The organism is Spirosoma sp. KNUC1025, from assembly GCF_045160025.1.
GTDB lineage: Bacteria > Bacteroidota > Bacteroidia > Cytophagales > Spirosomataceae > Spirosoma.
Genome location: NZ_CP087139.1, coordinates 6,465,121 through 6,490,150 on the forward strand (window position 1 = coordinate 6,465,121; position 25,030 = coordinate 6,490,150).

Below are 25,030 nucleotides of genomic sequence, written 5' to 3' on the forward strand. Positions count from 1 at the left end.
TCTGAACGTAATCAACGAAAGCCATGACCGTAGCAGTTGCCACAGCCCCCAAAAAGCGGAGAAAGTCGGGCGTACCCTCGTATCTGATTTACGAAACGCTTAACGGCCGCCCGCTATATCGACGAGGATACCGGGACGTAGTAAGCGGTAAGAAAACACCCGCCGAAATTATGGGAAGTAGTTCACTGCAAGCTACGTTAGTAGCCACTTTGGTGATGTTTTTAGGTAGGACAATTAATCGAAAAAAGTATTTAGTCGTTACAAACGAGTCGGGTATCCATCTCGACAAAGGCAATAACTTATCTAACGACATCGCTATTTTCGACAAATCGACGGGTTTGATTCTGACGGATAAGTTTTTCAGCGTACCCCCGCGGATTGCTATCGAAGTGGACGTGCGAATCGAGCCCGGCGAATTTGAGGGGAAAGAATCAGGCTATGTGTATGAAAAAACGGAACGACTGCTTGAATTCGGCGTCGAAACCGTCATCTGGATTACGACCCAGCCCAAAAAGATATTTGTAGCCACTAAATCCTCCCCCTGGCTGACGCAAAACTGGGATGCCAACGTACTGGTTCTGGACGATGTCGTGCTGAATCTGGCAGGCTTATTGACAGAAGAGGGCATTGAGTTTTAGGCATTGGTCAGTTGTCATTGGGCATTAGTCATTTGCTATCTGTCGATTTTTTTGTCTGATGACCAACGCCTAATGACCAATCACTATTGACTAACCGATATAGCCAGTAGATACCAGGCAGCGTGGGGTAACCACTGCTCAGCCCACCGCCAGTCGTTGTCTTTTCCCGTCATCTTATACGACAGATTAAAGTCAATATCGTCTTCGTTATTCAGTCCTGATGTGATGCCGTTGGCAATACCTCCCGGTGCATTGGTGTATTCAAACGTACCGAAGAATCCGTAAGCCGGGTTGTTGTGCCCACTCCCCTGTACCATGCAGGCATCGTAGGGATTCAGGCCAAGAATCCAGTTTAGCTGATCGAGCGCAAACCGTTCTAATTTCCCCTGAAATACCTTATCATCATTGAACAGCGGCACACACATACGGGCAGCGGCTGCCATTGACCCAAGGCGGGCGTTTTCGCCCTGCCACCACGGAGAGGCTTCGCTGCCATGCGGAAAAAAGAACGTAGTACGCCGGTTGCCTAAAGTGTCCTGAACCAACTGCCGACTGTACCCAAATGGATTTTTGACCTCATTCGTTACGGCCAGTTCATACGTCATTGACCGTTTAACGGCGTCCCTGATTTTCTTCTGCATGTCGGCGGTTGCCATCGGATAATAATATACCAAACTGGTCACCGGCAAACCTGCATCCGACGGATGAAAAAACGGCCGGTCCTGATCGTCGGCCCGCCAGTAATCCCGATACGTTTTCCAGCTCGCCAGCCTGTTCAACAGGTTCTGAGCACGTCTGTCAGCCGCTTTCCGGTACGTATCATTTTGGGTGGTGTTATATAGTTCGGTAGCAGCCGTTAGCGCACAGTAATCGTCTACAATATTTTCTTTTCCGTCGTTGGTCATAGCCTTATTTTCTTTTTCCAGAAAAGCGAAGGCTTTTTCGGCTGCGTTACGGTAGTCTGCGGAGCTAAAATCGCCGGTTTGATCGGCGGTATACGTAGCGGCCATCGCCAGAGACGCGATAGCCATTCCCCCACCCGACCGGTAGCTCACCTGGTACCTCCGCCAGTTGGTTTCGTCGGCAGCACTGGTTAAGGTCTGGTCTTTCGACTGCTTGATGCGGTACGCTTTGTCTTCGGCCTGAATCACCCGGTCTTTCGGCAGTTTGCCCGGTCCCGGCGCTTTCACAGAACGGTAGAACGAGCCGTCTTTTGCCTGAACACGTACCAGATAATCAGCCCCATACATAGCTTCGTCAAGCAGACGACGGTTAACCTGGCGAAAGTCACTTCCTTTACGTTTCGTCAACTGAGCGTAACTTTTCAGCAGGCTGTAGGCTGTGAGCGTTATTTGCTGCGGATTGAAATACGACGAAAACGTAAGGTGCGAAAGGTGTTTGCCATAGTCGCCGGTGGCGTCGTACCAGCCACCGTGTACGTCGAGTGTATCGGATGCCCGACCCGCCAGCACCGACTTCCGATCTGCCTTATCCAGCAGTCCCGAACTTCGCTGCCCTTTAAAATAATAGATTACATCTGAGAGCGTATACTGCTCCAGTACGTTTTTGCCAATCACGAACGGATAGGACAATACGTTTTTACCCGACATTGAAACCTGTACCTGATACGTCCCTTCAGTAGTAAACGGACTGAAATCAACCGTCCAGAAAAGCCAGTTTTTCCACTTATTAACAGGTCCACTAAAAACCGGTCTACCCGAATAGACGGCACTGCCCGTTTTTGCGTTGATGAGTTGAAAGATGGGAACGGTTAGCTGTCGATCTGCCATGATAATCGCCTGCTTGGCTTTTGCAGGTTCATAACCGACCTGATTGGTAAGTACTTTAATATCCTGGCCCCGAAGTGAAAAAGAAAGGTGAAAGAACAGAACCAGGAAGGCGCCCACAGGTAGTTTTTTGATCATTGGAACCAGAATGTTTATGAAAGGTGTCCGTTTTGAGAAGCCGACAATACAACGAAAGCGATTTAAAGACGTAACAACTTATTTCCCTGCGCCCCAGAAAAGGGCGTTCCGGAAGATTTTTACAAAGGCCTCGTTTTTGAACAGGTCGGGATGGTGGCCCATAAAAATGTAAACGTTACGTGCTTTCATGTGCTCGTTGGACCAGATGACTGGATGATCGCCCCCCATTTTTATGTCTGAATCAGGCGAATAGGTCGATTCATCGACGGTAGCCAGCACGCTTACGTTTAGGCGTGGATTCTTGTTGTAGGTATACCATTCTTCTTTTTCAACGGCAAACGTAGCCGGTAAACCCTTCATAACAGGATGATTCGTCGCTTCGACATGAACCGTCGCTTTGGCAAACGTAGCGATGTAGTTTTTGTAGCGAATACCCCCCATAAATTCTGAAAACCAGGGCCACATCGGGTACCCGTCGAACTCGCCCAGTAACGACGCATGATGAAAGCCAACCCAGCCGCCCCCTTTGCCTTCGGTAATGTATTTTCGAAATGCTTCTTTTGCCGTATCTGTCCACATGTAGGGCGGATAATTTAGCTGGATAAAGAGCTGATACTTCGCCAGAAAAGCGTCGTTGATGGGTTCGGTATTTTCGATATAGTCAATCGTAAAGTTGTTTTCCGAGGCCACTTGTGCCAGCCATTTTTTTGCTTCAGTCACAAAAGGAGCGTGAACGCCCCCGCCCTTTTCAGCGATAGCCACCACCCGAAATCGGGGTTTCTTCGTTTGTGCCAAAGCAAACGTGTGTAGACCAGTCAGGAAAATAAGAGTCAGTAATCGGATAGGGAGCAACAAGGCAGAGGTCTTTTTCATTGGTGGTTGCCAGGCAGGACTCCCTGAACGACTAAAACAGTCAGGGAGTCGATACAGCCCAAAAATACATCAGGAAATTGGCCTGGCACACACTTACCTAGCGAATCAGGCTGAGCGGACCCTGTTTTTGGCTCATTTTAATCTGTTTGCCGTTCTTCATCCGATACCGGATACTCCAGGCATACACGTCCCCCGGACAAAGTTCGCCATGATAATATCCATCCCACTCGAACGGCTGATGATCGGTATGAAAAATGACCTCGCCCCAGCGATTGAAAATTGAAAGCGACGTAATGGTAATATCTCCGCAACCGTAGGCTACAAAAACATCGTTCTGTCCATCCTTGTTGGGCGTAAAGCTGTTAGGCGCGTACAAAATACAATCGCAGGCGCTGTAATCGATAGATACCGAATCCGTCACGGTGGCACAGTCATTACGAACGCCAGCCCGAAACACACCCGACGAGTTAACCGTACGTTCAGTGGCGCTGAATGCATCCTGCCAGAAAAACGTACCATCGGCCACAATGGGTTTGATGGTAAACGTCTGTGCCCCGCAAAGCTCCTGATCGGCGCCCAATTCCAACGTGGGCGGACGAACGTACCGAACCTGTATGGTATCGAGCGCTACACAGCTTGCCTGCGTCACCCGGATGCTGTACTGCCCCGCCTGCTTCACCGTATAGGTATTTTGTGGCGTACCATCCTGCCAGCGGTACGTAGCGGTAGGAATAGATGGCACCGTCAACGCGAGGGTCTGTCCGTTGCAAAGTGTTGTATCAGCGCCCAGGTCGAAATCGAGGGCGTAGTCGACTGAAATAGAGTCTGTAAGGTTTTTACAGGATGTGATCACCGTCACCGAATACTTACCGGGCCGCGTCACCTGCAGGGTTGGGTTAGCGCTGCCATCCTGCCATTTGTAATAGATCGCATCGGGCGTCGTGCCGTCGAGTAGTAAGGCATTTTTGCGGCTGCACAAGGTGGTATCCCGTCCCAGATCCAGTGTTACAGGTTTTAGCGAAACATCGTCGATAAACACGTAATAAAAACCCAGAAAAGGTGGCGATTTATAATAACTGCCGATGGTTACGTATTCTTCACCCCCTTTGGCATTGATAAGCCCCGACATACGTTCCCAGCGAAATCCCTGAATTCTCGGTAGTTTATCAAGTACCTGCGGATTTAGGTTCAACCGGTCTGTACTATTGGGCGCTGTTACAGGACCACTCGAAAAATACGCGCCGAGGGTTTCGGTCTGATATCGGTTGGGCGTATCCGTAGCCACATACATTTCAAAAAAATAACACTCCCCGGCTTCGAGCGGCTTTTTCAGCCGGACACCGATATACTCAGCCCATCCCTGATCGAAATAGAGCCGCGCCAGGCCCTGGCCGGTACGGGGAGGCACCACCATTTGACCGGTATTGTAGCATTGATGGTAAAAGTCGGGCGTAGCGCGGGTTGGATTATACCAGGGGACTGCTTCATTCAGAAGGTTATCCAGTTGTGGGCAGTTTCGGTAGGTTTCAAAGCTGTTATTTGGAATGAGATTTTGCCCCGTCGCCATCCGTGTCAGGAACGTAACGAGCCAGATCAGCACCCAACTAGATTCTCTCCGCATAACTCTGATGCCCTGCACGTAGCTTAAGGAACAATTGTCCAGCCTATCAGATAAAAGGTATCTAATGTACGCATTTTTTGCTCACTCAATACGGTTTGTACAGCTGAAAGGTTGCTTTATCTGTCAGATTAATAGACGAGTTTATCTGAAACTATCCCCCTGCGCTACGTACTGACAATCAAGCGGTTATTTTTTAACGTTATACCGTAACTGCTTTATCCGTAAACCCTGCTCGCTATCGCTGATTAGTTCCTGAAGCCGTTTTTGGCGCGTTTCTTCCTGTTTGGCGCTCATGACCCAGTTGATTGCTGTTTTGCGGTACGATGGCGGCAACGCGTGAAAAGCAACCCATGCTTTCTCGTTGGCTCGAAACAGCTGTTCAAACTCGTCAGACAGCCCAACCTCTTTCTGCTCGTACGCATAAATTTTCGACTTATTCTCTTCCAGTTTTTCATAAGCCGCTACGCCTGCCGGGTGCATGAGCCCCTGCCGGGTTAGGTCTGCTATTTTCTGAATATTCACCGCGCTCCAGATACTTTTCGGTTTTCGGGGTGTAAAGCGAATGCAGTAACTATCGGCGTCGATTGACCGGCGAACGCCATCTATCCAGCCAAAGCAGAGTGCTTCATCAACCGACTGCGACCAGGTCATACTGGGCTTTCCTGAACCTACTTTGTAATAACCCACCAATAGCTCCGTGGCTTTATCGTGGTTGTCTATCAGCCACTTTCGAAAATCGGCTGGCGTCGAAAAAAACGTTGGATTCATAATCAGTAAAGGGTCTTATACCAGTCAAAAGCGGTCATTACTACGTCAGCGGGCCGCTAATTTAGCCAGCGTTTCTTCGGCCAGGAGTTTGGTTAGCTGTCCTGCCGGAAGCTCTCGTCCCAAATGAGCCGATTGCCCTGACCATAAGGACATAAAATCGCTCGACCCCATTGGCTCTGTTTTAGCCCGTAACGGCATCAACGCACCACCCGCCAGCGGAAACAGGGGCGCCGTTTCGGACATAGGTCCTAACTCGCGAACAATCCGGTTTACGATGCTACGTGCCGGGCGACCTGTAAACACGTTTGTGATGGCGGTGCTGTTGTCTTTGGCGTTACGTAACGCTTCCCGATGAAGAGGTGGCACGTTGGCTTCCGGACAAAAAAGATAGGCCGTTCCGATCTGCACCGCCGAAGCCCCCAACGTCAGTGCCGCAACGATTCCACGCGCATCCGCAATTCCACCAGCCGCAATAACCGGTATGCTAACAGCGTCTACTACTTGAGGTAGAAGAGCCATTGTACCAACCTGTGTGGAAATATCTGAACTCAGGAACATGCCCCGGTGTCCGCCCGCTTCAATACCCTGTGCAATAATGGCATCACAGCCGTGCTGCTCAAGCCATCGCGCTTCGTCGACTGTCGTGGCCGAGGCTATAATTTTAATTCCGGCGGCCTTCACGCGCTCAACTAACTCAGTGGCAGGCAGGCCAAAATGGAAGCTGATAACCTCCGGCTTCAACTCCACAACCAGATCGCAGAGAGCAGCGTCAAACGGGGCACGGTTCGACGTTGGTATGGGTTCCTTCGGGTCAATACCCAATTCGAAGTAATAGGGCTCTAGCTGTTTCCTCCATCTGCTTTCCCGCTCCAGATCAATCGGCGGGGGTGTATGACAGAAAAAGTTGAGATTGACAGGTCGGGTAGTCCATTGTCGAATGGTTGTAACCGCAGTACGTATCTGCTCGGCACTCAGCAGGGCGCAGGGTAGCGAACCGAGTCCACCGGCTTCAGCTACGGCAACAGCCAGCTCTGCCGAGCCCGGCCCGGCCATTGGAGCCAGAATGATCGGCAACTCAATGCCCAGCAGCTGCTGAATCCGGTTATCGGGCCAGGTGTTCATGAATTTTCATTAAGTTTATTAAAGTCGAACCACCGTTTTATACGCAGATTGATAAATCGCTTCAGGTACAGATCATTTAAGAATACGTTCGACCAGTTATCAAAGCGCTCACATTGAATGCCCAGATAATAGAAATAAACGCTCTCGGCCAACATAGGCAACAGGCGTTTTTCTTCGGCACTCAATTCCGTAATGGATTCATAACCAGCCAGAAAATAATCCCGTTTCTTATAGAACTCTTCAACGTCCGTCTCCGTACTGTGAATCTGCAAAATATAATAGGCAAGGTCGAGACAAAGCATCGCGTTGCCACAGAAATCAAAATCAAACAGGGTTACAGCGCCGTCTTCTGCAATATTCAGGTTATCGAACCAGATATCCAGATGCACTACGCCCCAGCGGGTTTGCGTAGTATCGATTCGGGCAAATTCGCCAAGCATATACCGCTGCGTCTGCATGAGAAACTGCATCTCTTCGGAGTCGGCAGGCAGGAATGGCTTCACTTTTTCAAGCGAATCGACCAGGAGCACGTTTGGCGTATACGTAATGCGTTCGATTGGCTGATCCTGCGTTAGCTGGTGGAAGCGCGCCATAATTTTACCTAATTCATAATGCAGTTCAGGCGAAAAGGTCAACAGTTTTTCACCGGCTGCAAACGAAAAAAGTACCCCGTATCGCTGACCTTCAGGCGCATTTATTGCCTGGATATACTCACCGCTTATGTCGGCTATTGAATAAGATACCCGAATGTCATTTGCTTTGACCAGCTTCAGGAGCGCAATTTCCTCATTGATTTCCCGCAGTGTCCGCCAGTTCAGGCTGTATACACGAAAGACAAATTTATCCGGTCCATCGGTAATTAAATACGTATGGTTAACTCCTGCTTTTAGTAGCTGGCAGGTGCTGCTTTGACTTAACTTATATTTTCCACGCACAAACTGAGCCAGATGCGAAGCTGATAAGATGGAGGAAGAAACGGGAAAATGCTGCATGCAAACGAGGAGCAAGGTGCGACAAACATCGAGTTGTTCAGTGGATGTTGTGGGGGCAGATTCTCAAATCTGCCCCCACAACATCCACTGAACAACTCGACAAAAACGTATTTACTAGTTACCGGACCGGGTCGTAGCGGGCCGCATCAATGATCGACCAGAGGTGAATAACCCAGCCCATCAGAATAAACCACAGGACTGCGGCTAGTACAAACTGTAAAATGGCCATCAGCAGACGCCCCTGCAACAACTGACCTAAACCCGGAATGAAGAAACTGCAAAGGGCAGCCAGTACGTTGCCGCCCGAGCCTTGACCTGCCATATGATTCTGTTGTTTATTTTTATAAAGGTTATGTACACCAACGGGTTCACAAAACCGTTTTTGAGCAGGCACACCGATTGGGTGATTAACGGTCTGAATACTATTTAAGCGTCGTCAAAACGGCCGTATCGACCGGCCTCTACTGCATTAATGAGCGAATTCGATTTCGTAGATCGAAGGCCACATCTTACCCGTCACATATACTTTATTGTTGCGCGTGTCGTAAGCTATTCCGTTCATTTCAAGCGATTTGGCATACTTCGTTTGGGCATCACTCTGCAACGAACTCAGATCCATCCGGCCAACAACATCGCCACGGCTTGTATCAATTTTTATGAGTGTATTCGTGGACCAAATGTTGGCGTATATATGGCCGCCAATGAATTCCAGTTCATTGAGTTTATCAACTGCCGCCCCATTTTCGGATACCTTCAGCACTTTAACCGGACGTAATGAATCGGCACTCAAATACGTCAATGTGCTTGTACCATCACTCATTATCAGGTAGCGACCGTCGGTTGTAAGCCCCCAGCCTTCCGGGTTTTTATAATCAAACTGACCGATTTTCCGATACGTATTGGCGTCGTAAATGAAGCCTACTTTATTTTTATACGTCAGTTGGTATAACTTCCCATTCAGAATGACGATGCCCTCGCCAAAGTATTTTCTTCGGTCCAGTTCCACCTTTGGATCAATTTTGCCGGTTGTCGTGTCGACGGTCCCAAACAGGGATCTGGCTTGAAGGAGTTCATCTGGTGATCCGGTACTTTCAAACAATTGGCCTTTATGCACAAGCAATCCTTCCGTAAACGAAAGCGTATCGTGCGGGAGCGTACGCTTAACGGAATAACTAATTATGGGCGTTGCGACACTGCTCGACGAACGCTCTGATTTTTTGGTAGCGTTGTCACAACTTTCTATAAGCAGTAGAACACCTATAGTGCCTCCAATCAATGCGTGTATCAGTTTCACAACAGTAATTCGCTTAACAGTAGAATGGCGGATTCCCAGAATCCGCCATTCTACTGTTGTTTAAGATTGAGTACCTGTCTAGGTTATAACCCCAGCACTTTTTTATTAAAGGCTTCATCAGCACCTGTTCCGGCGAAATCGTCGAAGGCCCGTTCGGTAACGCGGATGATGTGGCTGTCAATAAATGGCGCGCCCTCGGCAGCGCCCTGTTCAGGATGTTTCAGCGCACACTCCCATTCCAGAACGGCCCAGCGGTCGTAGTCATACTGCGCCAGTTTGGAGAAAATCCCCGAAAAATCAACCTGACCGTCGCCGAGTGAACGGAACCGCCCGGCCCGCTCAACCCAACCCTGATAACCACCATAAACGCCCTGCTTACCGGTAGGGTTAAATTCCGCATCTTTTACGTGGTAGGCGTAGATCCGTTCATGGTAAAAATCAATAAACTGGAGGTAATCGAGCTGTTGCAGTACGAAGTGGCTCGGGTCGTAATTGATACCTACGCGCGGGTGATTACCCACTTTTTCGAGGAACATTTCGAACGTAACACCATCGTGTAAATCTTCGCCGGGGTGCAACTCATACGCTAAATCGACGCCCGCTTCTTCGTAAGCATTTAGAATAGGCATCCAGCGGTTTGCCAGTTCCGTAAACCCGGTTTCAACCAGTCCCGCCGGACGTTGCGGCCAGGGGTAGATGAAGGGCCACAGGAGCGCCCCCGAAAATGTTGGGCTGGCCTGAAGACCGAGGTTTTTGCTGGCTTTAGCCGTCATGATCAGTTGATCGACAGCCCATGCCTGCTGTTCTTTGGGTTTACCAGCCAGTTCTGCCGGTCCGAAACCGTCGAACATAGGTCCGTAGGCCGGATGAACCGCCACCAGCTGCCCCTGCAAATGGGTGGCCAGCTCGGTAATCTCTACACCAATGTCTTTGAGTTTCCCTTTCAGTTCATCGCAGTACGTCTGACTTTCGGAAGCCTGCTTCAGATCGATCATGCGTGGGTCCCATGTCGGAATCTGAATGCCTTTATAGCCGAGGTCGGCCATGTATTTAGCGATGGACTCCAGCGAATTAAAGGGCTCAGCATCACCTAAAAATTGGGCAAGAAATATGCCCGGACCTTTCATTGTTTTCATGCTGTATGTAGAATCGATTATAATTATTATATCCCGATACGAATAAGCTTGAGCATACCTCTTTCGTCAGGATTTGACTCATCCAGGAAAGACGCAATAGCGTCGAAATTTAATTCTAACAATTCAACGGTCTGGTCTACCGTCAAATTACCGGGACGCAACAGAACAACTTTTGGCGGCCAACCGCGCATTTGACTAAGTATTTCAAAGTCTTCGTCGAATGTAACGATAGCGCTCCTGCTTGTTTTCGCATACTCCCAGATTAGCTGGTCTTACTTTGCCAATAAATCTAAACGCTTAGCGACCTGACAGTCACCAAACCGGGCCGACAACTTTTTGCAAACCCGGTAAGAGACGTTTTCATCAAGCAATAATTTCACGCAGACACAACGATTTTAACATTACGTTCCCGATCGGCAGCAAACAACAGACAAGCCATTATTTGCTCATGAGTTAGCTCCGGAAAGTCTTCAATAATTTGATTTTCAGTCATTCCAGCCCCCAGCCAACCCAGCACATCACCTACCGAAATACGAGTGCCGGTAATACAGGGTTTCCCAAACCGAATTTCTGGATTAATTGAAATGTAGTTGCGGTAGTCTTCCATATTATTCGTTGTTTAGCGGGTTAACATGCTTCTCTAGGTAAGTTAAACTATTTCCATTAAATCTCAACCCACGCTTGTTTGCGGTTAGATTCCAGGATTTTTTCGCAAATGAGCAACTCGCGGTAACCGTCGGCGAAGGTCGGGTAAGTTGGGTTTTCGGGTTGCTTACCAGCAGCAATGGCGTCGTACACTTCCTTGAACAGCTGCTTCGACGTATCAGGGAACCCTTCGTTATGACCACCAGGGAACGATATGACCGAACGGGCTTCGGGATGCGCCAGCGACGGATCACGCAGGAACGATTCATTTGAACCATCGCGGTTACCGATCCACATCTGGTTCGGCGCTTCGGAATTCCAGGCAAAGGTTTTCTTCGATCCGGCTATCTCCAGTTTCATCTGGTTCTTCCGGCCCGCCGATACCTGCGATACCGTAATGACACCCTTATTGCCATTATCGAACCGCAGCAGTACGTTGGCGTGGTCTTCGGTATTGATGGGTACGTCGGCGTAATCTTCCGGCTTAAGCATTTTGCCCGAATACGTTTCAACAGGTTTGAGGGGCTTCTTCCGGAATTTATGGACAGTGTTGAAATCGGCCATTACTGCTACGGTTTTCAGCCCCGTAATGTATTCCAGGCTGTCCATCAGGTGTGAGCCAATGTCGGCAATAGCGCGTGAATCACCTGATTTGTCGGGCTCCAGACGCCAGTTGTAGTCGGTGTCATAGAACAACCAGTCCTGCAAGTACGAACCAATAACGGAGTATACATCGCCCAGGTCATTTTGCTCACGCATCACTTTCATCTGACGGACCAGCGGGTAGTAGCGAAGGTTGAAGTGAACGGCGTTGACCAGGCCGGTTTTTTTAGCCAGTTCGACCAGTTCTTCGGCTTCGTGCAGATCTTTTGCCAGCGGCTTTTCGCAGACGACGTGTTTACCTGCTTCCAGCGCAGCTTTCGACTGAGAGTAGTGCAGGAAGTTGGGCGTACAGATATGCACAACCTGGATGTCGTCCATTTTAAGAAGCTCCTCAAACGTACACGACCGTTCGATACCCAGTTGATCAGCTTTTTGGCGAGCCAGTTCGGGCGTTACCTCGCAAAGAGCAAGTACGTTTGTATTCGGCAGACGACGCAGCGCTTCGATGTGTGCGGGGCCAATAAATCCGGTGCCAACGACACCAATATTGATTTTTTGCATGAGGGAATTAAAGAGCGAAAGAGTGAAAGAATGAATGAGCGAAAAGTTGCATTAGCCACCCTTTCACTCATTCGCTCTTTCACTCTTTATTTCAGTCGCTCACTGTTTTACGGGATTTTGATAAAATTTTTAAAAGTTGATATCCTTCATCGATCAGGCTATGCAATCGATGGTTGGGTACAATTTCGGTAAAGACCAGCGTTTCGAGCCAAAAAAGCGACTCATCCAGTTCTTCAAGTGTGACACTGAGTTTGGCGAAAAACTCTTTTTGACTCCTTCCTCTGCACACAGCCCGAAAGTTGGCAGCAGCCGAAGAAGATGAGCGAATGAGTTGATGACCGAAATGCTGCGCATCAAATTCGTTTGGCAAAGCGCGACAGACTCTCACACAACGGAGCATAAAATGTTTTAGTCGTTGTTCAAGATCATCCAGAAACTGGCTTTTAGAATAAGCCGAATAATCTACCCAGGCCTCATTAACAAGAGTTTCCTGGTTTTCAATATTCTCGCTTTCATACATCGCTCTTTGGCTCATTCGCACTTTCACTCATTGAATAAATTTCGTCCACTTTTTCGAATCGTCCTGACTTGAGGCAATGACGGTATCGATAAAGGCCAGCCCCCGAACACCGTCTTCGGCTTTTGGAAAATCATAAATTGGATCGGGCTCGCGGCCCTCGATGTGCGCTTTAACGGCGTAGGCAAAATTGCGGTACAGGTTAGCAAAGGCCTCGAAGAAACCTTCGGGATGGCCCGCTGGCATACGCCAGTGCGCTTTGGCCGAAGCCGACAGATCGCCAACGTTCGGGCGGATAATCCGCTGACCTTCCTGCGTCTTGTATTTCAGCGTATTGGGTTCCATCTGGTGCCATTCCAGGCCGCCAAGCTCACCGTACACGAATATTTTCAGGGCATTTTCTTCGCCATTGGCAATCTGGCTGGCGTGAAGAACTCCTTTGGCACCCCCTTCAAACCGAAGCAGTACGTTGCCGTCGTCATCAAGCATACGGCCCGGCACAAACGTACTAAGATCCGCACAGAGTTCAGAGATTTTCAGGCCGGTAACGTATTCCGCCAGATTTTCAGCGTGAGTACCAATGTCACCCATACAACCCGCTGCCCCCGACTTCGCCGGATCGGTGCGCCAGATGGCCTGTTTGTAGTTATTATCTTCTTCCTTCTTCGACAGCCAGCCTTGCGGATACTCGACAACCACTTTCCGGATTTTGCCCAGTTTGCCGTTACGTACCATATCGCGGGCTTCTTTCACCATCGGGTAGCCGGTGTAGTTGTGGGTCAACCCAAATACTAACCCCGAAGCCTCAACAATTTTAGCCAGTTCTTTAGCCTCTTCGAGCGTAAGCGTCATGGGCTTGTCGCACATGACGTGAAAGCCATTTTCCAGCGCCATTTTGGCGGGAGGGAAGTGCATGTGATTGGGCGTTACGATAGAAAGAAAGTCCATCCGCTCCCCTTCTGGCAAGGCTTTTTCCCGCTCAATCATTTCCTCATAGGATGTATAAATCCGATCCTCGGGCAGGTAGAGCGCATAGCCCGTTGCTTTCGATTTTTCGGGCGATGAGCTAAATACACCACAAACCAGTTCGATTTCGTTATCAAAACCAGCGGCCCGACGGTGAACGGCGCCGATAAAAGCGTCAAGTCCTCCGCCTACCATACCCATTCGCAATTTTCTGTGCATTGGTAATGAAGTTGAGTGAAAACAGGTTAGAAAAGAAGGTTACAGTCGCCGGTTTACTGTATTCTAATTAGGCTTTTACATGTATATTTCTAGTTTTAGACCATAAAACCGTTCAAGAGGCTCAGGACCGACACGTTAACCTTGAAACCGCAAACCGATTACTGTAATCCCATTATTTTTTTGCGGCCGGAAATTAGCGGTTTTCTCTTATTTTTCGGAAATTTTGCACAAAAACGGCTCCAAAATGGGGAGTTTATTCTGTTGAATGCCTTTTGTTTTTAATCAAGTTGTAAACTCACTAAATCCCTCTCTTGCAGAAAATGAATCAGACTGTTAATCCTTCGCGGCTTTTCCTGGCCAGTTGCCTTGCCATTATTACTACGGCCTTTTCCTTCAGTATCAGGGCGGGTATTTTACCTCAGCTGGGCAATGAGTTTGGGCTGACTGCCGAGCAGTTGGGCTTTATTAACTCGATGTTCTTTTTTGGCTTTCCTATTTCAATGGTCATTGGGGGTATCGTTTACCACACAGTAGGGCCAAAAATTATCATGCAGGTGGCCGTTGTTGCACACACCCTGGGTATTTTGCTGACTATTTACGCAGGTGGGTACACAGGACTCTTATTCTCGACATTCTTCATCGGCTTTGGGAATGGCTGTACGGAGGCCGCCTGTAACCCGATGATTGCCGATATGTATTCGAGCAACAAGCTGAACAAAATGTTGGGCCGGTTTCACATGTGGTTCCCGGGCGGTATTGTGATCGGTAGCCTGATTTCCAAATTCATGACAGAGGCCGGTTTCTCCTGGCAGGCGCAGATTTGGGTGCTTATGATTCCGACGGTGGTATATGCCTTCCTGTTTTTTGGCCAGGCTTTCCCACAACCAAAAGTGGAGGGCGTTACGTCCATAGCGAAGAATTTTCAAGCCATGCTGACCCCTCTGTACATTGTGCTGTTCTGCTGCATGGCGCTCACAGCCATCACCGAATTCGGCCCTAACCAATGGGTGGCCGTTGTTTTGAGCAGCAGTGGAGCGGATGCCATGCTGGTTCTGGCGCTGACCTTCGGTGTCATGACCGTTGGCCGACTTTTCACGGGTCCGGTTGTCGATCGGTTGGGGCAGACGGGCGTTTTGCTTGGCGGGGCTGTTCTGGCCGCTTTAGGTATTTATATGTTCAGCACCGTTACGGGTCCGATCGCTTATTTAGCTGCTGTTATTTTTGGCCTTGGCGTATGTTTTAACTGGCCAACCATGATTGGTTTTGTGGCTCAGCGGGTTCCATTGAGCGGTGCATTGGGTATGTCCATTATTGGTGGGGTCGGTATGCTGTCTACGTCTATTTTCCAGCCCATCATTGGCCGCTGGATTGATGAAGACCATGCAGAAGCTGCAGCTAAAGGTCTGACCGGGCCAGCATTGGAATTAGCTGCCGGACAAGCTACACTGTCTACCATGATGACCTTCCCAATTATTCTGATTGTAGCTTTCACCGCCCTCTGGTTTTGGGCAGGTAACCGTAAAGCAGGTCATGTTGACGAAACACTGGTAGCCGAACAACCCCAATTGTAAGCCACTGTTACGTTCCTTATAAGGCAAAACGTATCGTTCAATACGTACTGATGAAAGCCCTGAGGTCATCCGACTTCAGGGCTTTTTATTTCTACCCACACATTAAAATTTGGCTAATTATGACCGGCTAATTAAACCCACTGAGTATATTCATTGTCAACAGTTTATCTCTGATTAATCAATTCTTACTGTGGCGCTGCTCGATACGTATACGCAACCCTTAACGGCTGCGCAGGTGGCTCACCTGCTACGGCGAGCTACCTTTGGCCCTACCCCCGACCAGATTAAAAGTTTGACCGGGCAAACGGCCACTCAAATCGTAACGAAACTACTGAACGATCAGCTCACACCCGCCCCTCCGCTTGATCTGGCAACCGGCAAAACCTTTCACGACCAGCCTTTTGACCAGACGAATGCCGGTAAACTGAATAGCTATGTGAAAAGTTGGTGGGCCAATCTGATGCTCAATCAACCCGTGTCGCTGCTCGAAAAAATGACACTGTTCTGGTCGAATCACTTCGTCACCAATGATTCGACGGTGAACGATTACCGGTATATGTACCGATACAATGCACTGCTTCGCCAACAGGCGCTCGGCAATTTCAAAACATTCACCATGGCCATTACGCAGGAACCGGCCATGCTTCGGTTTCTGAACGGGAATCAGAACGTAGTGGGCACTTCCAATGAAAATTATGCCCGCGAACTTCAGGAACTCTTCACCATCGGACGTAACGGTGGTTATACCGAAGAGGATGTTCGGGCAGCTGCCAAAGTCTTGACCGGCTGGTCCGATACAGGGTATCGTGATCAGGTGAATGCACCCATTGGCAATACGTTTCGAGCAAACCGGCACGACACAACCGACAAAAAATTCTCAGCTACGTATCAAAACACGGTGATTAAAGGTCGTTCGGGAGCCAGCGCGGGGCCAGACGAGCTAAACGATCTGCTGGACATGATTTTACGTAACGATGAAACCCCTCGTTATCTCTGTCGGCGGCTTTACCTGTGGTTTGTCAATTCCGATATTTCTGAAACCGTTGAAATGACCGTCATTCGGCCACTCGCCGATCTGTTTCGCCAGAGCAACTTTTCGATCAAACCCGTACTGGCGACGCTATTTCAGAGTCAGCATTTTTTTGATGACGGGTTGCGGGGCGCAGTCATAAAATCGCCAACGGATCTGGTAATTGGTACGCTACGTTTCTGGGGTTTACAGGCGCCTGACCCGACAAAAAATATCACGGGTTATTATCAGATCGGCAATTACATCGTTACCCGTGCGAAGGAAGAACAGCAGGAATTGCTCAATCCGCCAACGGTTTTCGGCTGGACCGCTTATTACCAGACGGGCTATTACCAGCAGTGGATTAATTCGACGACGCTGGGACTACGCGGTTATTTCAGCGATGCGCTTACTACCAATGCCCTGAAACTAAACGGAAAAGTGGTTGTCGACGTACTGACCTATGCCAAAACATTATCTGATCCAGCCGACCCGGGTAAGCTGGTGACCGATATGACGGCGCACTTGCTTGCCATTTCGCTAACGCAGGAACAACAGGATTTCCTGACAGATACCGTTCTGCTGAATGCGCTTCCCCGCTACGAGTGGACCGCCGAATGGAACGACTACGTACGCGCCCCAAACGATGCGGCTAAAAAACAGGCCGTTCAACTAAAGCTCACTACGTTTCTTCAATACCTGTTCCGCACGGCTTTGTATCAAATCACTTAAAGAGCGAAAGAGTGAATGAGTGAATGAGCGATTGACGGAGTTTAATATATGTTTTTACGCTTTCACTCATTCACTCTTTCACTCTTTCGCTCATTTACTCCTTATGAAGCGTCGTAACTTTCTACAGTATGCAGCCTCGTCGCTGGCGTTGCCGGTGATGATTGACGGGTTTGGTGCGCGAGCGTTTGCCCGACCCTCATCGTTTATTCATTCGCTGATTAATCTGGCTGAAGCCAGTGACCGCGTACTAGTCATTATTCAGTTGCAGGGTGGAAACGATGGGCTCAACACGGCCATTCCGCTCGATCAGATGAGTGTTTATACAGCAGCTGGTTTTCGGGGGAATATTGCTATTCCGGAGGATAAAGCACTGAAGCTGAAAAATTATGCCGGAACGGGTCTGCATCCAGCCATGACGGGCATGCAACAGCTTTTCAACGATGATAAGTTGAGCATTATACAGGGCGTATCGTACCCGACTCCCAATTTCTCACATTTTCGCGCCAGCGATATCTGGATGACCGCCGTGGATGCCAACCAGACAGCAACGTCAGGCTGGGCTGGCCGCTATCTCGACAAACGGTTTCCTGATTTCCCGGATAGCTACCCAACTGCCACCATGCCCGATCCGCCAGCCATTCAGATTGGTTACGTAGCGGCCAATACCTTGCTCGGCCCCACCGATTCGATGGCGATTGTGCTCCAGGACCCCGATACGTTTGCGCGCCTGGTTGGCGATAAACCCAACGATCCAATAGCCTCTATTCCAGGTTATGCCGGGCAGCAGATTGGGTACATCCGCGAACAGCAGGCCAGTTCAGTGAGTTATGCCGGGCAGATTAAAACGGCCGCCGGCAAAGGGCAGAATCTGGCAACGTATCCAGCCAACAACGCGCTGGCAGCGCAACTCAAAATCATTGCCCGGCTTATTAGCGGAGGCATGCAGACAAAAGTGTATTACGTTACGTTGAACGGTTTCGACAATCATGCCGCACAGGTAGTTGCTACAGATACCACGACCGGCACCCACGCCAACCTGCTCCGTACACTCTCCGACGCTATACTGGCTTTCCAGACAGACTTGGGTCAGCTACAGGTAGAAAACCGGGTCATCGGCATGACGTTTTCCGAATTCGGTCGACGCGCCATCTCGAACAGTAGCTACGGCACCGATCACGGTACGTCGGCACCGATGTTCGTTTTCGGTACAGGTATCAAGTCGCCGATGGTTGGCAAAAACCCCGATCTGAGTGATCTGGACAATAACAACCTGAAAATGCAGACCGATTTCAGGCAGGTGTACGCGGCCATTCTGACCGACTGGTTCGGTACCGATGCCAGCACCGAAGCATCTGCCTTATTCCGGGATTTTCCGGTCGCCCCCGTTTTCCGGCAAACCGTTACAGCTACAGAGCCCATTGCCTCTGACGTTCAGCTTTACCCGAATCCGGCTTCGTCGGAAGTTGTGCTGGAATCGAAGGCACTAACGCCGGGCGTTACGTCATTTCAGGTTACCGATATACAGGGGCGATTTATGTCGGTCAGTCCATCGCGCCCGTCGGCTACGTCAATACGCTTCAACGTAACAGACTTACCTACCGGCAATTACGTTCTACGCATCGAAACCCAACAGGGCTTGCTTATCAAGCGGCTGGTCGTGGTCCGTTAACCGCCAAAGCGTTCGCGCATAGCCTGATCAATTTCAGCAATCGTATGAACTTTAGAGGGGCTGTTGGCTTTTCGGAGTTGTACATGCGGGGCATCCTGAAAGCTTGTCCAGAACAGACCGGCATTGAGCCCCAGTTTTTTGGCTTCCTCGGCATACACCCTGAAACCATTCTGCCCGTTTACTTTTTTCTCCAGGTCCCAGACTGCTTTGCCATTCACGACCCAGAAACAATCGAGCGACTCGCCCCATTGATGCCACGACAAACCCGGCAGCGCGTTTGTCACCGGATCGCCATGCTGAGGCCCGACACTGTCCAGACAATGCGCCAGAAAAGTAGCTCCTTTGTTAGTCAGCTCTTTTATGGCTTTGCGGATTTCTTCGGTTGCTCTGGACTGACGCCAGTACTTCGCCTGAACAAACGGACTCCTTAAGCCCTCGTTGGGGCGCATTTCGATGCCTCGGTTCCGGCAGTTTTGAAGGAGCGTAATAGCCTTCTCTTTAAATTCGGGATGAGTAATTCGAGGTCAGCAGCCATTTTGGTACGGGTTTAGAAAAAACAAGCAAATATTGTTTTCTAAACCAGATACCACAACGTGAAAAACCCCTGTTTTTCAACGTATTATTCCTTATTCTTTTTCATTTGCAACAGAACTACAACTACACGAACGGCTGCTCTCGTTTCACTTTTTCAGCTTTTTGAAATCATCTAATGTACCTCTAATGGTGGAGGCAAACTTGCTGTCCTTAAAGGCCAGATCGCCTTTTTTGTCGATGAGTTTACAGCGGAACGTAACCAGATAAGGTGTATCTTTTTTATCGAATAGCATTTTTGGCAGTACGCTCAATGTTTTACCCGGCCGGGCGGTTACCGGAAAAATAACAGGCGTGGTAGCCTGCGCCTTAATCAAAATAGGATCAGGCTGATGCCCGTCAGCAATCTCTTTGCCATCAATCGTGACGGTATAATGCGCATCGCTTATATTGAAGGGGATCTTGTTTTTGTTGGTTATATTCACCTTTGCCGCTACGTCGGTTCGCTTTAATCCCAGCGGGCCAAAATCAATATCTTCGATCTTGATTTCAGGCAGATAAAAGGTCGGCAATCGACGCTCCATCGTAATGGCAAACGTCTTTTCGCCCAGAATAGGAACATCGAGCGCAAAGCTTGACCGCACTTTATACGTTGTGCTGTCGATGCCTTTTCGTTCGAGAGTTTTCAGTACCTGCGTCATCGTTTTAGCCAGTATCTTAACCGGCAAAGCCAGCAACGTACTATCACCCGACTTGATCTCTATCGCTTTTTTGTACGAGTCTTTCACAACAGGCGTATCGGCGATGTATACGGTGTAATCCATCTGATGCGCTTTAAAGCCAATGGGCAAAGGGTTATCAATCAGCAGATACATCTCCATATTGATGGCCTCTTCAGCAACATTCGTTATGTTGAATCGGGTCAGTTCCAGACGTGGTTTGAGCGTATTGTCGTACGGCTTGCCGGTACTCTCCCGTCTGTCGAGTGTGGTTCTATACCAGATATATGCACCGGCACCGGCAATCAGCAGTACCAGTAACCCAATAATCAAGCCCTTTTTCATAACGTATCATCTACTTTGAATCAAGTGTAACAACATCAATGCTATGCAACTGTTCAGGAACGGGGAGATAAGCCTACTTTTGTTAGGGTAGCCGAAGTATTTGTTAAACTTTTGCAACTGCGGGGAGTCTTACCCATACATTGAACGTTATTTTGGCCATGCGCACCCTTTTGTTTGGTCTGTTGATTCTGGTAACAGCCTGCCGTCGCCCATCGACGCAGTTTGCGGCTATGCTCTCTCCCATCGGCCAACCCGCCGACTACACTCGTTATTTAAAATCCGGCGACGAGTTAGTTGCCGTTGGCAGTGATCCTTCCTGGTCATTTACCGTCAATTCGTCCAAAGGCCAGATGACGTTCAAATCGGCAAATGGCGACAGCCTTACCACCACTGTTCCCGAGCGACAGACGGATTCGGATGGGGTATTTCGCTATAACGCACAGGTTGAATCCGGGAGCCTCAATGTCGTGTTCCGGCCCGATAGCTGTATAGACTCAAAAACAGGCCAGCGATACGATTACCGGGTTCAACTGGATGTACGTGGGAAAAACTACATTGGTTGCGGGATATCCCTGCAAAAACTCGCTTTACTACAGGACATATGGGTTCTCACTGATTTTCAGGGACGTAGTATCAGCGCCAGCGGAACAGGCCGGGAAGTGCCGCGTCTGGAAATTTCGCTGACCGAAGGCCGCGTAACGGGTACTACCGGATGCAATCGACTCAGTGGGAACGTTAAAGCTGACACCCGCCTGATTCAGTTCGGCCCAATGGTGATGACCAAGATGGCCTGTGCCGACCCGGTTGGTACATTCGAGAATACCTTTCTGAATGCACTTGTCCAGCCTGTCAGCTACCAGATTGCGGAGGGCAAATTGACGTTGCTCAGAAATGGTCAGCAACTAATGGTCTTCAAAAAGGTAGATTAGTGTCAAATTGACCTTTATTAAATGCGAGCACCTATAGTATGGCGTTCGCTTTTTCGTTATTTTTGTTTCTTATTAAAAGTCAATCGAATCACCGAATAAGTTAACCTGATTTTAACGTCTACTTGTTTCCCAACCAACCTGTTTTAAAACCCCCAATACTCTATGAAAAACTTACGGCTTCCCTCCCGCGCGTGTTTGCTGGCGGGCGTGCTGGTATCTACTGCGGCTGGCCTGTGTGGACCAGCTATAGCGCAAACCATGGCAAAACGTAATGCGGCTGCTAAAGCGACAAGCGTTGCCAGCGAAAATCCCGTTGCGCTGAACCGAGTGCTGGTTTTCTCGAGAACCAAAGGGTATCGGCATGCGTCTATTCCGGTTGGTAAACTAGCCATTATGAAGCTTGGCAAGGAGAATGGGTTTGCGGTTGACACGACCGAGGACGCCAGCAAATTCAACGAAGCCAACCTCAAGCAGTACGGCGCGGTTATCTGGCTCAGTACAACGGGCAATGTGCTCGACGATGCCCAACAGGCTGCTTTTGAGCGATACGTTCAGGCAGGGGGTGGTTTTATGGGTATTCACGCAGCCGCCGATACAGAATATGACTGGCCGTGGTACAACCAGCTTGTGGGCGCTTATTTCCTAAACCATCCCAAGCAGCAAAATGCTGAAATCGAAATTGTTGACAAGAATCACCCGGCTACAAAAATGCTGCCCGACCGCTGGAAGCGCTGGGACGAATGGTACAGTTACAAAAGCATTCAGCCTGATCTGAAAGTGCTGGGTAAACTGGACGAAAAAACCTACGAAGGCGGTAAAAACGGCGACAATCACCCTTTTATCTGGCATCACGATTTTCAGGGCGGTAAAGCATTTTATACGGGTGGCGGTCATACCGACGAATCGTATAGTGACCCAATGTTTTTACAGCACATTCTGGGTGGTATCAAATCGGTTATGGCAACCAATCTAAAATTTGGTCAGGCCATCACCAAGCCGTTTCCTGAAGAAAACCGCTTTGAACAGCAGGTTCTGATTCAGGGTATGGATGAACCTACGGAACTGGCCGTTCTGGACGATGGCAAGGTTCTTTACTCACAACGTAAAGGCGAACTGAAGGTCTACGATCCTAAAAAAAAAACGGCAAAGATAGTCGCTAACTTCCCGGTATTCAGCAAGTTTGAGTATGGCCTGATGGGACTGAATATTGACCCGAACTTCAAACAGAATAAGTGGATTTACGTATACTATTCCCCCTTGACTGGCGCGACAGTTGCTGACACGGCTCAACATCTGTCGCGTTTTGTTTATGACGATGTGAAGGATACTGTCCTGCTCAGCACCGAAAAGGTACTGCTGACGATTCCGGTTAAACGCGACGGCTGCTGCCATACAGGTGGCTCCATTGCCTGGGATAAAAAAGGCAATCTGTATCTCTCGACCGGCGACGATACGAACCCGTTCAACTCCGATGGATACGCACCGATCGACGAACGTCCGGGCCGCAAAGGCTGGGATGCCCGCCTGACATCGAGCAATACCAACGATCTGCGCGGTAAGATTGTCCGCATCCATCCAGAATCCGACGGTACGTATAGCATTCCGGAAGGCAACCTGTTTCCGAAAGGAAACCCAAAAGCCCGGCCTGAGATCTACGTAATGGGTAACCGTAACCCCTACCGCATTTCGGTCGATCAGCGCACGGGATATCTGTATTGGGGCGAAGTTGGTCCGGATGCCGGAAATAACAGCGAAAAGTACGGTCCGCGCGGTCACGACGAAATCAATCAGGCCCGTAAGGCAGGGTATTTTGGCTGGCCGCTGTTCGTTGCCGACAACCGGCCCTACCACCAGCGCACCTTTGCCGACAGTACCACCGGCCCATTGTTTGACCCGGAACATCCGATCAACAACTCACCCAACAACACGGGACTTACTGAATTGCCCCCGGCTCAGAAAGCGTACATCTATTACCCTTATGCCGACTCACCGGAATTTGGCGAAATCGTAGGCAAAGGCGGACGTAACGCGATGGGCGGACCGGTCTATTATTATGATGATTATCCGGAAACGGCGGTGAAATTCCCTCGCCATTACGATGGTAAATTCTTTGCGTACGACTGGATTCGCGACTGGATTCATCCGGTTACGATGAAAGAAAACGGCGATTTCGTGAAGATGGAAACCTTTATGCCCAGCGCGAAATTTTCGCACATCATCGACATGCAGTTTGCTAAAGATGGGTCGCTGTACACGATTGAATATGGGCAAAAATGGTTTGGGCAGAACGCCGATGCCCGTCTGTCGCGTATTACGTACAATGCCGGAAACCGGAAACCCGTAGCCCTTGCCAGTGCGAATACAATGGTAGGCGCAGCGCCACTGACGGTAAAATTCGACAGCAAAGGCTCGATGGATTACGACGGTGATGCGCTGAAATACGAATGGTCGTTCGGTCAGAACATGCCCAAACAAACGACAGCCAACCCGACCGTTACGTTCAGCAAACCCGGTGTGTATGCCACTACGTTGAAAGTGACTGATGCCGCCGGAAACGTAGCGACGAAAACGATGAACATTAAAGTTGGTAACGACGAGCCTAAAGTCGAAGTAGCCGTAGCCGGAAACAAAACCTTTTATTTCCCGAACCGTCCCGTTAAATACGCTGTAAAAGTCGTTGACAAAGAAGATGGTACGTTGCAGAAAGGTATCAGCCCCGACGACGTAACGATGACGATTGACTATCTGGAAGGCTTCGACAAAACGATGCTGGCACAGGGTCACCAGGCCAATACGGGCTTTTCGACCGGCAAACGGTTGATTGACCTCAGTGACTGTAAAGCGTGTCATACCATCGATCAGAAATCGATTGGACCCGCTTATCTGGACGTAGCGAAAAAATACAAAGGCCAGCAGGTTGAGAGTAAACTGGTGCGAAAAGTCATTACGGGTGGTGGTGGCGTCTGGGGCGAACAGGCCATGAGCGCTCACCCACAACTGAAAGAAAGTGAGGTTACCGACATGGTACGGTATATTCTGTCGCTGGCTGATGAGAAAGCCGCCAATCGTCAGCCCATTGCTGGTGATTACGTACCGGTTCAGCAGAAAAAAGATGGCTCGTACATTCTTACAGCTACTTACACAGACCGGGGCAACGGTGTCATTGGCCCCCTGACCGGCTCGACTTCACTGGCGCTACGTTCGCCATCGGTAAAAGCCATTACTGCCGATGTGAAGCAGGATATTTTTCAGTATGATATTCCTAAAATCGGCCCGGCGGCTATTGGCACAAAATCAGGTAGTTATATCGCTTTCAATGATATTGACCTGACGGGTATTGCGAGTATATCGCCAACCGTGTTTTCTTCGACGACACAAACGGCAGGAGGTAAGCTCGAAGCTCGGCTCGACTCGCCAACGGGCACCTTACTCGGCGAAACCGAGGTAGCATCGGGTACTGTAGGCCCTGTTAGCATACCCTTCCGTCAGCCAGCGCCCGGTACGCATAAACTGTATCTGGTGTTTGTAAACCCGGCTGCCGGTCAGAAGCCGTTGTTTGCGCTGGACAAAGTGCAGTTCGATACGCAGGGAATGTAAGCGAACGCAATTATCACATAAAACAAAATCGCCACGGTCAGCAACGAC

Annotated in this window: 22 protein-coding genes; 6 read left to right on the top strand and 16 right to left on the bottom strand. The window is 49.5% G+C overall.

What is annotated here, in order from left to right; translation table 11 throughout:
• The first annotated feature begins 23 nt into the window (after positions 1-23).
• Entirely contained in the window at positions 24-638 is a 615-nt protein-coding gene (locus tag LN737_RS28365) for a Uma2 family endonuclease (RefSeq protein ID WP_405514237.1), read from the top strand.
• Between the two features lie 83 nt (positions 639-721).
• Here LN737_RS28365 and LN737_RS28370 read toward each other — a convergent pair whose 3' ends face one another.
• The 14 genes from LN737_RS28370 to LN737_RS28435 form a co-directional block, all read right to left on the bottom strand.
• Entirely contained in the window at positions 722-2,563 is a 1,842-nt protein-coding gene (locus LN737_RS28370; RefSeq protein ID WP_405514238.1) for a glycoside hydrolase family 9 protein, read from the bottom strand.
• A gap of 78 nt (positions 2,564-2,641) precedes the next feature.
• On the bottom strand, positions 2,642-3,436 hold the full coding sequence (locus LN737_RS28375; protein WP_405514240.1) for a ThuA domain-containing protein: 795 nt from the start codon (positions 3,434-3,436) through the stop codon (positions 2,642-2,644).
• Between the two features lie 97 nt (positions 3,437-3,533).
• Complete coding sequence (locus LN737_RS28380) at positions 3,534-5,057, bottom strand: gliding motility-associated C-terminal domain-containing protein (protein WP_405514242.1); 1,524 nt, start codon at positions 5,055-5,057, stop codon at positions 3,534-3,536.
• A 186-nt stretch (positions 5,058-5,243) separates the two neighbouring features.
• Positions 5,244-5,825, bottom strand: coding sequence for a YdeI family protein (locus tag LN737_RS28385; protein WP_405514244.1), 582 nt, complete (start codon positions 5,823-5,825; stop codon positions 5,244-5,246).
• Positions 5,826-5,870: 45 nt separating this feature from the next.
• Complete coding sequence (locus LN737_RS28390; protein WP_405514246.1) at positions 5,871-6,947, bottom strand: nitronate monooxygenase family protein; 1,077 nt, start codon at positions 6,945-6,947, stop codon at positions 5,871-5,873.
• Complete coding sequence (locus tag LN737_RS28395) at positions 6,944-7,939, bottom strand: phosphotransferase (RefSeq protein ID WP_405514248.1); 996 nt, start codon at positions 7,937-7,939, stop codon at positions 6,944-6,946. The genes LN737_RS28390 and LN737_RS28395 overlap by 4 nt, the downstream gene beginning before the upstream one ends.
• A gap of 118 nt (positions 7,940-8,057) precedes the next feature.
• The gene (locus tag LN737_RS28400) at positions 8,058-8,261 is read right to left on the bottom strand and encodes a hypothetical protein (RefSeq protein WP_405514250.1); all 204 of its coding nucleotides are present in this window, start codon (positions 8,259-8,261) and stop codon (positions 8,058-8,060) included.
• 147 nt (positions 8,262-8,408) lie between these two features.
• Positions 8,409-9,233, bottom strand: a complete 825-nt coding sequence (locus tag LN737_RS28405) for a glutaminyl-peptide cyclotransferase (RefSeq protein ID WP_405514252.1) — start codon at positions 9,231-9,233, stop codon at positions 8,409-8,411.
• Positions 9,234-9,316: 83 nt separating this feature from the next.
• Positions 9,317-10,369 (bottom strand): sugar phosphate isomerase/epimerase, encoded by a 1,053-nt coding sequence (locus LN737_RS28410; protein ID WP_405514253.1) that lies wholly within the window; start codon positions 10,367-10,369, stop codon positions 9,317-9,319.
• 26 nt (positions 10,370-10,395) lie between these two features.
• Complete coding sequence (locus LN737_RS28415; RefSeq protein ID WP_405520553.1) at positions 10,396-10,632, bottom strand: DUF5615 family PIN-like protein; 237 nt, start codon at positions 10,630-10,632, stop codon at positions 10,396-10,398.
• Positions 10,633-10,745: 113 nt separating this feature from the next.
• Positions 10,746-10,976 carry a DUF433 domain-containing protein gene (locus LN737_RS28420; RefSeq protein ID WP_405514255.1) on the bottom strand — a complete coding sequence of 77 codons (231 nt, stop codon included), beginning with the start codon at positions 10,974-10,976 and terminating at the stop codon, positions 10,746-10,748.
• Between the two features lie 56 nt (positions 10,977-11,032).
• Positions 11,033-12,178, bottom strand: a complete 1,146-nt coding sequence (locus LN737_RS28425) for a Gfo/Idh/MocA family protein (protein ID WP_405514257.1) — start codon at positions 12,176-12,178, stop codon at positions 11,033-11,035.
• A gap of 91 nt (positions 12,179-12,269) precedes the next feature.
• The gene (locus LN737_RS28430; protein ID WP_405514259.1) at positions 12,270-12,713 is read right to left on the bottom strand and encodes a four helix bundle protein; all 444 of its coding nucleotides are present in this window, start codon (positions 12,711-12,713) and stop codon (positions 12,270-12,272) included.
• 12 nt (positions 12,714-12,725) lie between these two features.
• A complete protein-coding gene (locus LN737_RS28435; protein ID WP_405520555.1) occupies positions 12,726-13,862 on the bottom strand; it encodes a Gfo/Idh/MocA family protein in 1,137 nt (378 codons plus the stop codon).
• Between the two features lie 338 nt (positions 13,863-14,200).
• On the opposite strand from LN737_RS28435, the gene LN737_RS28440 reads away from it, so the two are divergent.
• The 3 genes from LN737_RS28440 to LN737_RS28450 all read left to right on the top strand — a co-directional run bounded on the left by LN737_RS28440 (position 14,201) and on the right by LN737_RS28450 (position 18,861).
• Positions 14,201-15,451: a sugar MFS transporter gene (locus tag LN737_RS28440; RefSeq protein WP_405514261.1), complete on the top strand. Its 1,251-nt coding sequence runs from the start codon at positions 14,201-14,203 to the stop codon at positions 15,449-15,451.
• A 190-nt stretch (positions 15,452-15,641) separates the two neighbouring features.
• Positions 15,642-17,192, top strand: coding sequence for a DUF1800 family protein (locus tag LN737_RS28445; RefSeq protein WP_405514263.1), 1,551 nt, complete (start codon positions 15,642-15,644; stop codon positions 17,190-17,192).
• A gap of 103 nt (positions 17,193-17,295) precedes the next feature.
• Positions 17,296-18,861 (top strand): DUF1501 domain-containing protein, encoded by a 1,566-nt coding sequence (locus tag LN737_RS28450; RefSeq protein ID WP_405514265.1) that lies wholly within the window; start codon positions 17,296-17,298, stop codon positions 18,859-18,861.
• On the opposite strand, the gene LN737_RS28455 is transcribed toward LN737_RS28450, so the two are convergent.
• Together LN737_RS28455 and LN737_RS28460 are read right to left on the bottom strand one after the other, a co-directional pair.
• Positions 18,858-19,379, bottom strand: coding sequence for a M15 family metallopeptidase (locus LN737_RS28455; protein ID WP_405520557.1), 522 nt, complete (start codon positions 19,377-19,379; stop codon positions 18,858-18,860). The genes LN737_RS28450 and LN737_RS28455 overlap by 4 nt on opposite strands.
• 162 nt (positions 19,380-19,541) lie before the next feature.
• Positions 19,542-20,456 carry an LEA type 2 family protein gene (locus tag LN737_RS28460; RefSeq protein ID WP_405514267.1) on the bottom strand — a complete coding sequence of 305 codons (915 nt, stop codon included), beginning with the start codon at positions 20,454-20,456 and terminating at the stop codon, positions 19,542-19,544.
• 158 nt (positions 20,457-20,614) lie between these two features.
• On the opposite strand from LN737_RS28460, the gene LN737_RS28465 reads away from it, so the two are divergent.
• Positions 20,615-21,385, top strand: a complete 771-nt coding sequence (locus tag LN737_RS28465; RefSeq protein WP_405514269.1) for an META domain-containing protein — start codon at positions 20,615-20,617, stop codon at positions 21,383-21,385.
• 162 nt (positions 21,386-21,547) lie between these two features.
• Positions 21,548-24,982 carry a ThuA domain-containing protein gene (locus LN737_RS28470; protein WP_405514271.1) on the top strand — a complete coding sequence of 1,145 codons (3,435 nt, stop codon included), beginning with the start codon at positions 21,548-21,550 and terminating at the stop codon, positions 24,980-24,982.
• Positions 24,983-25,030 lie beyond the last annotated feature (48 nt).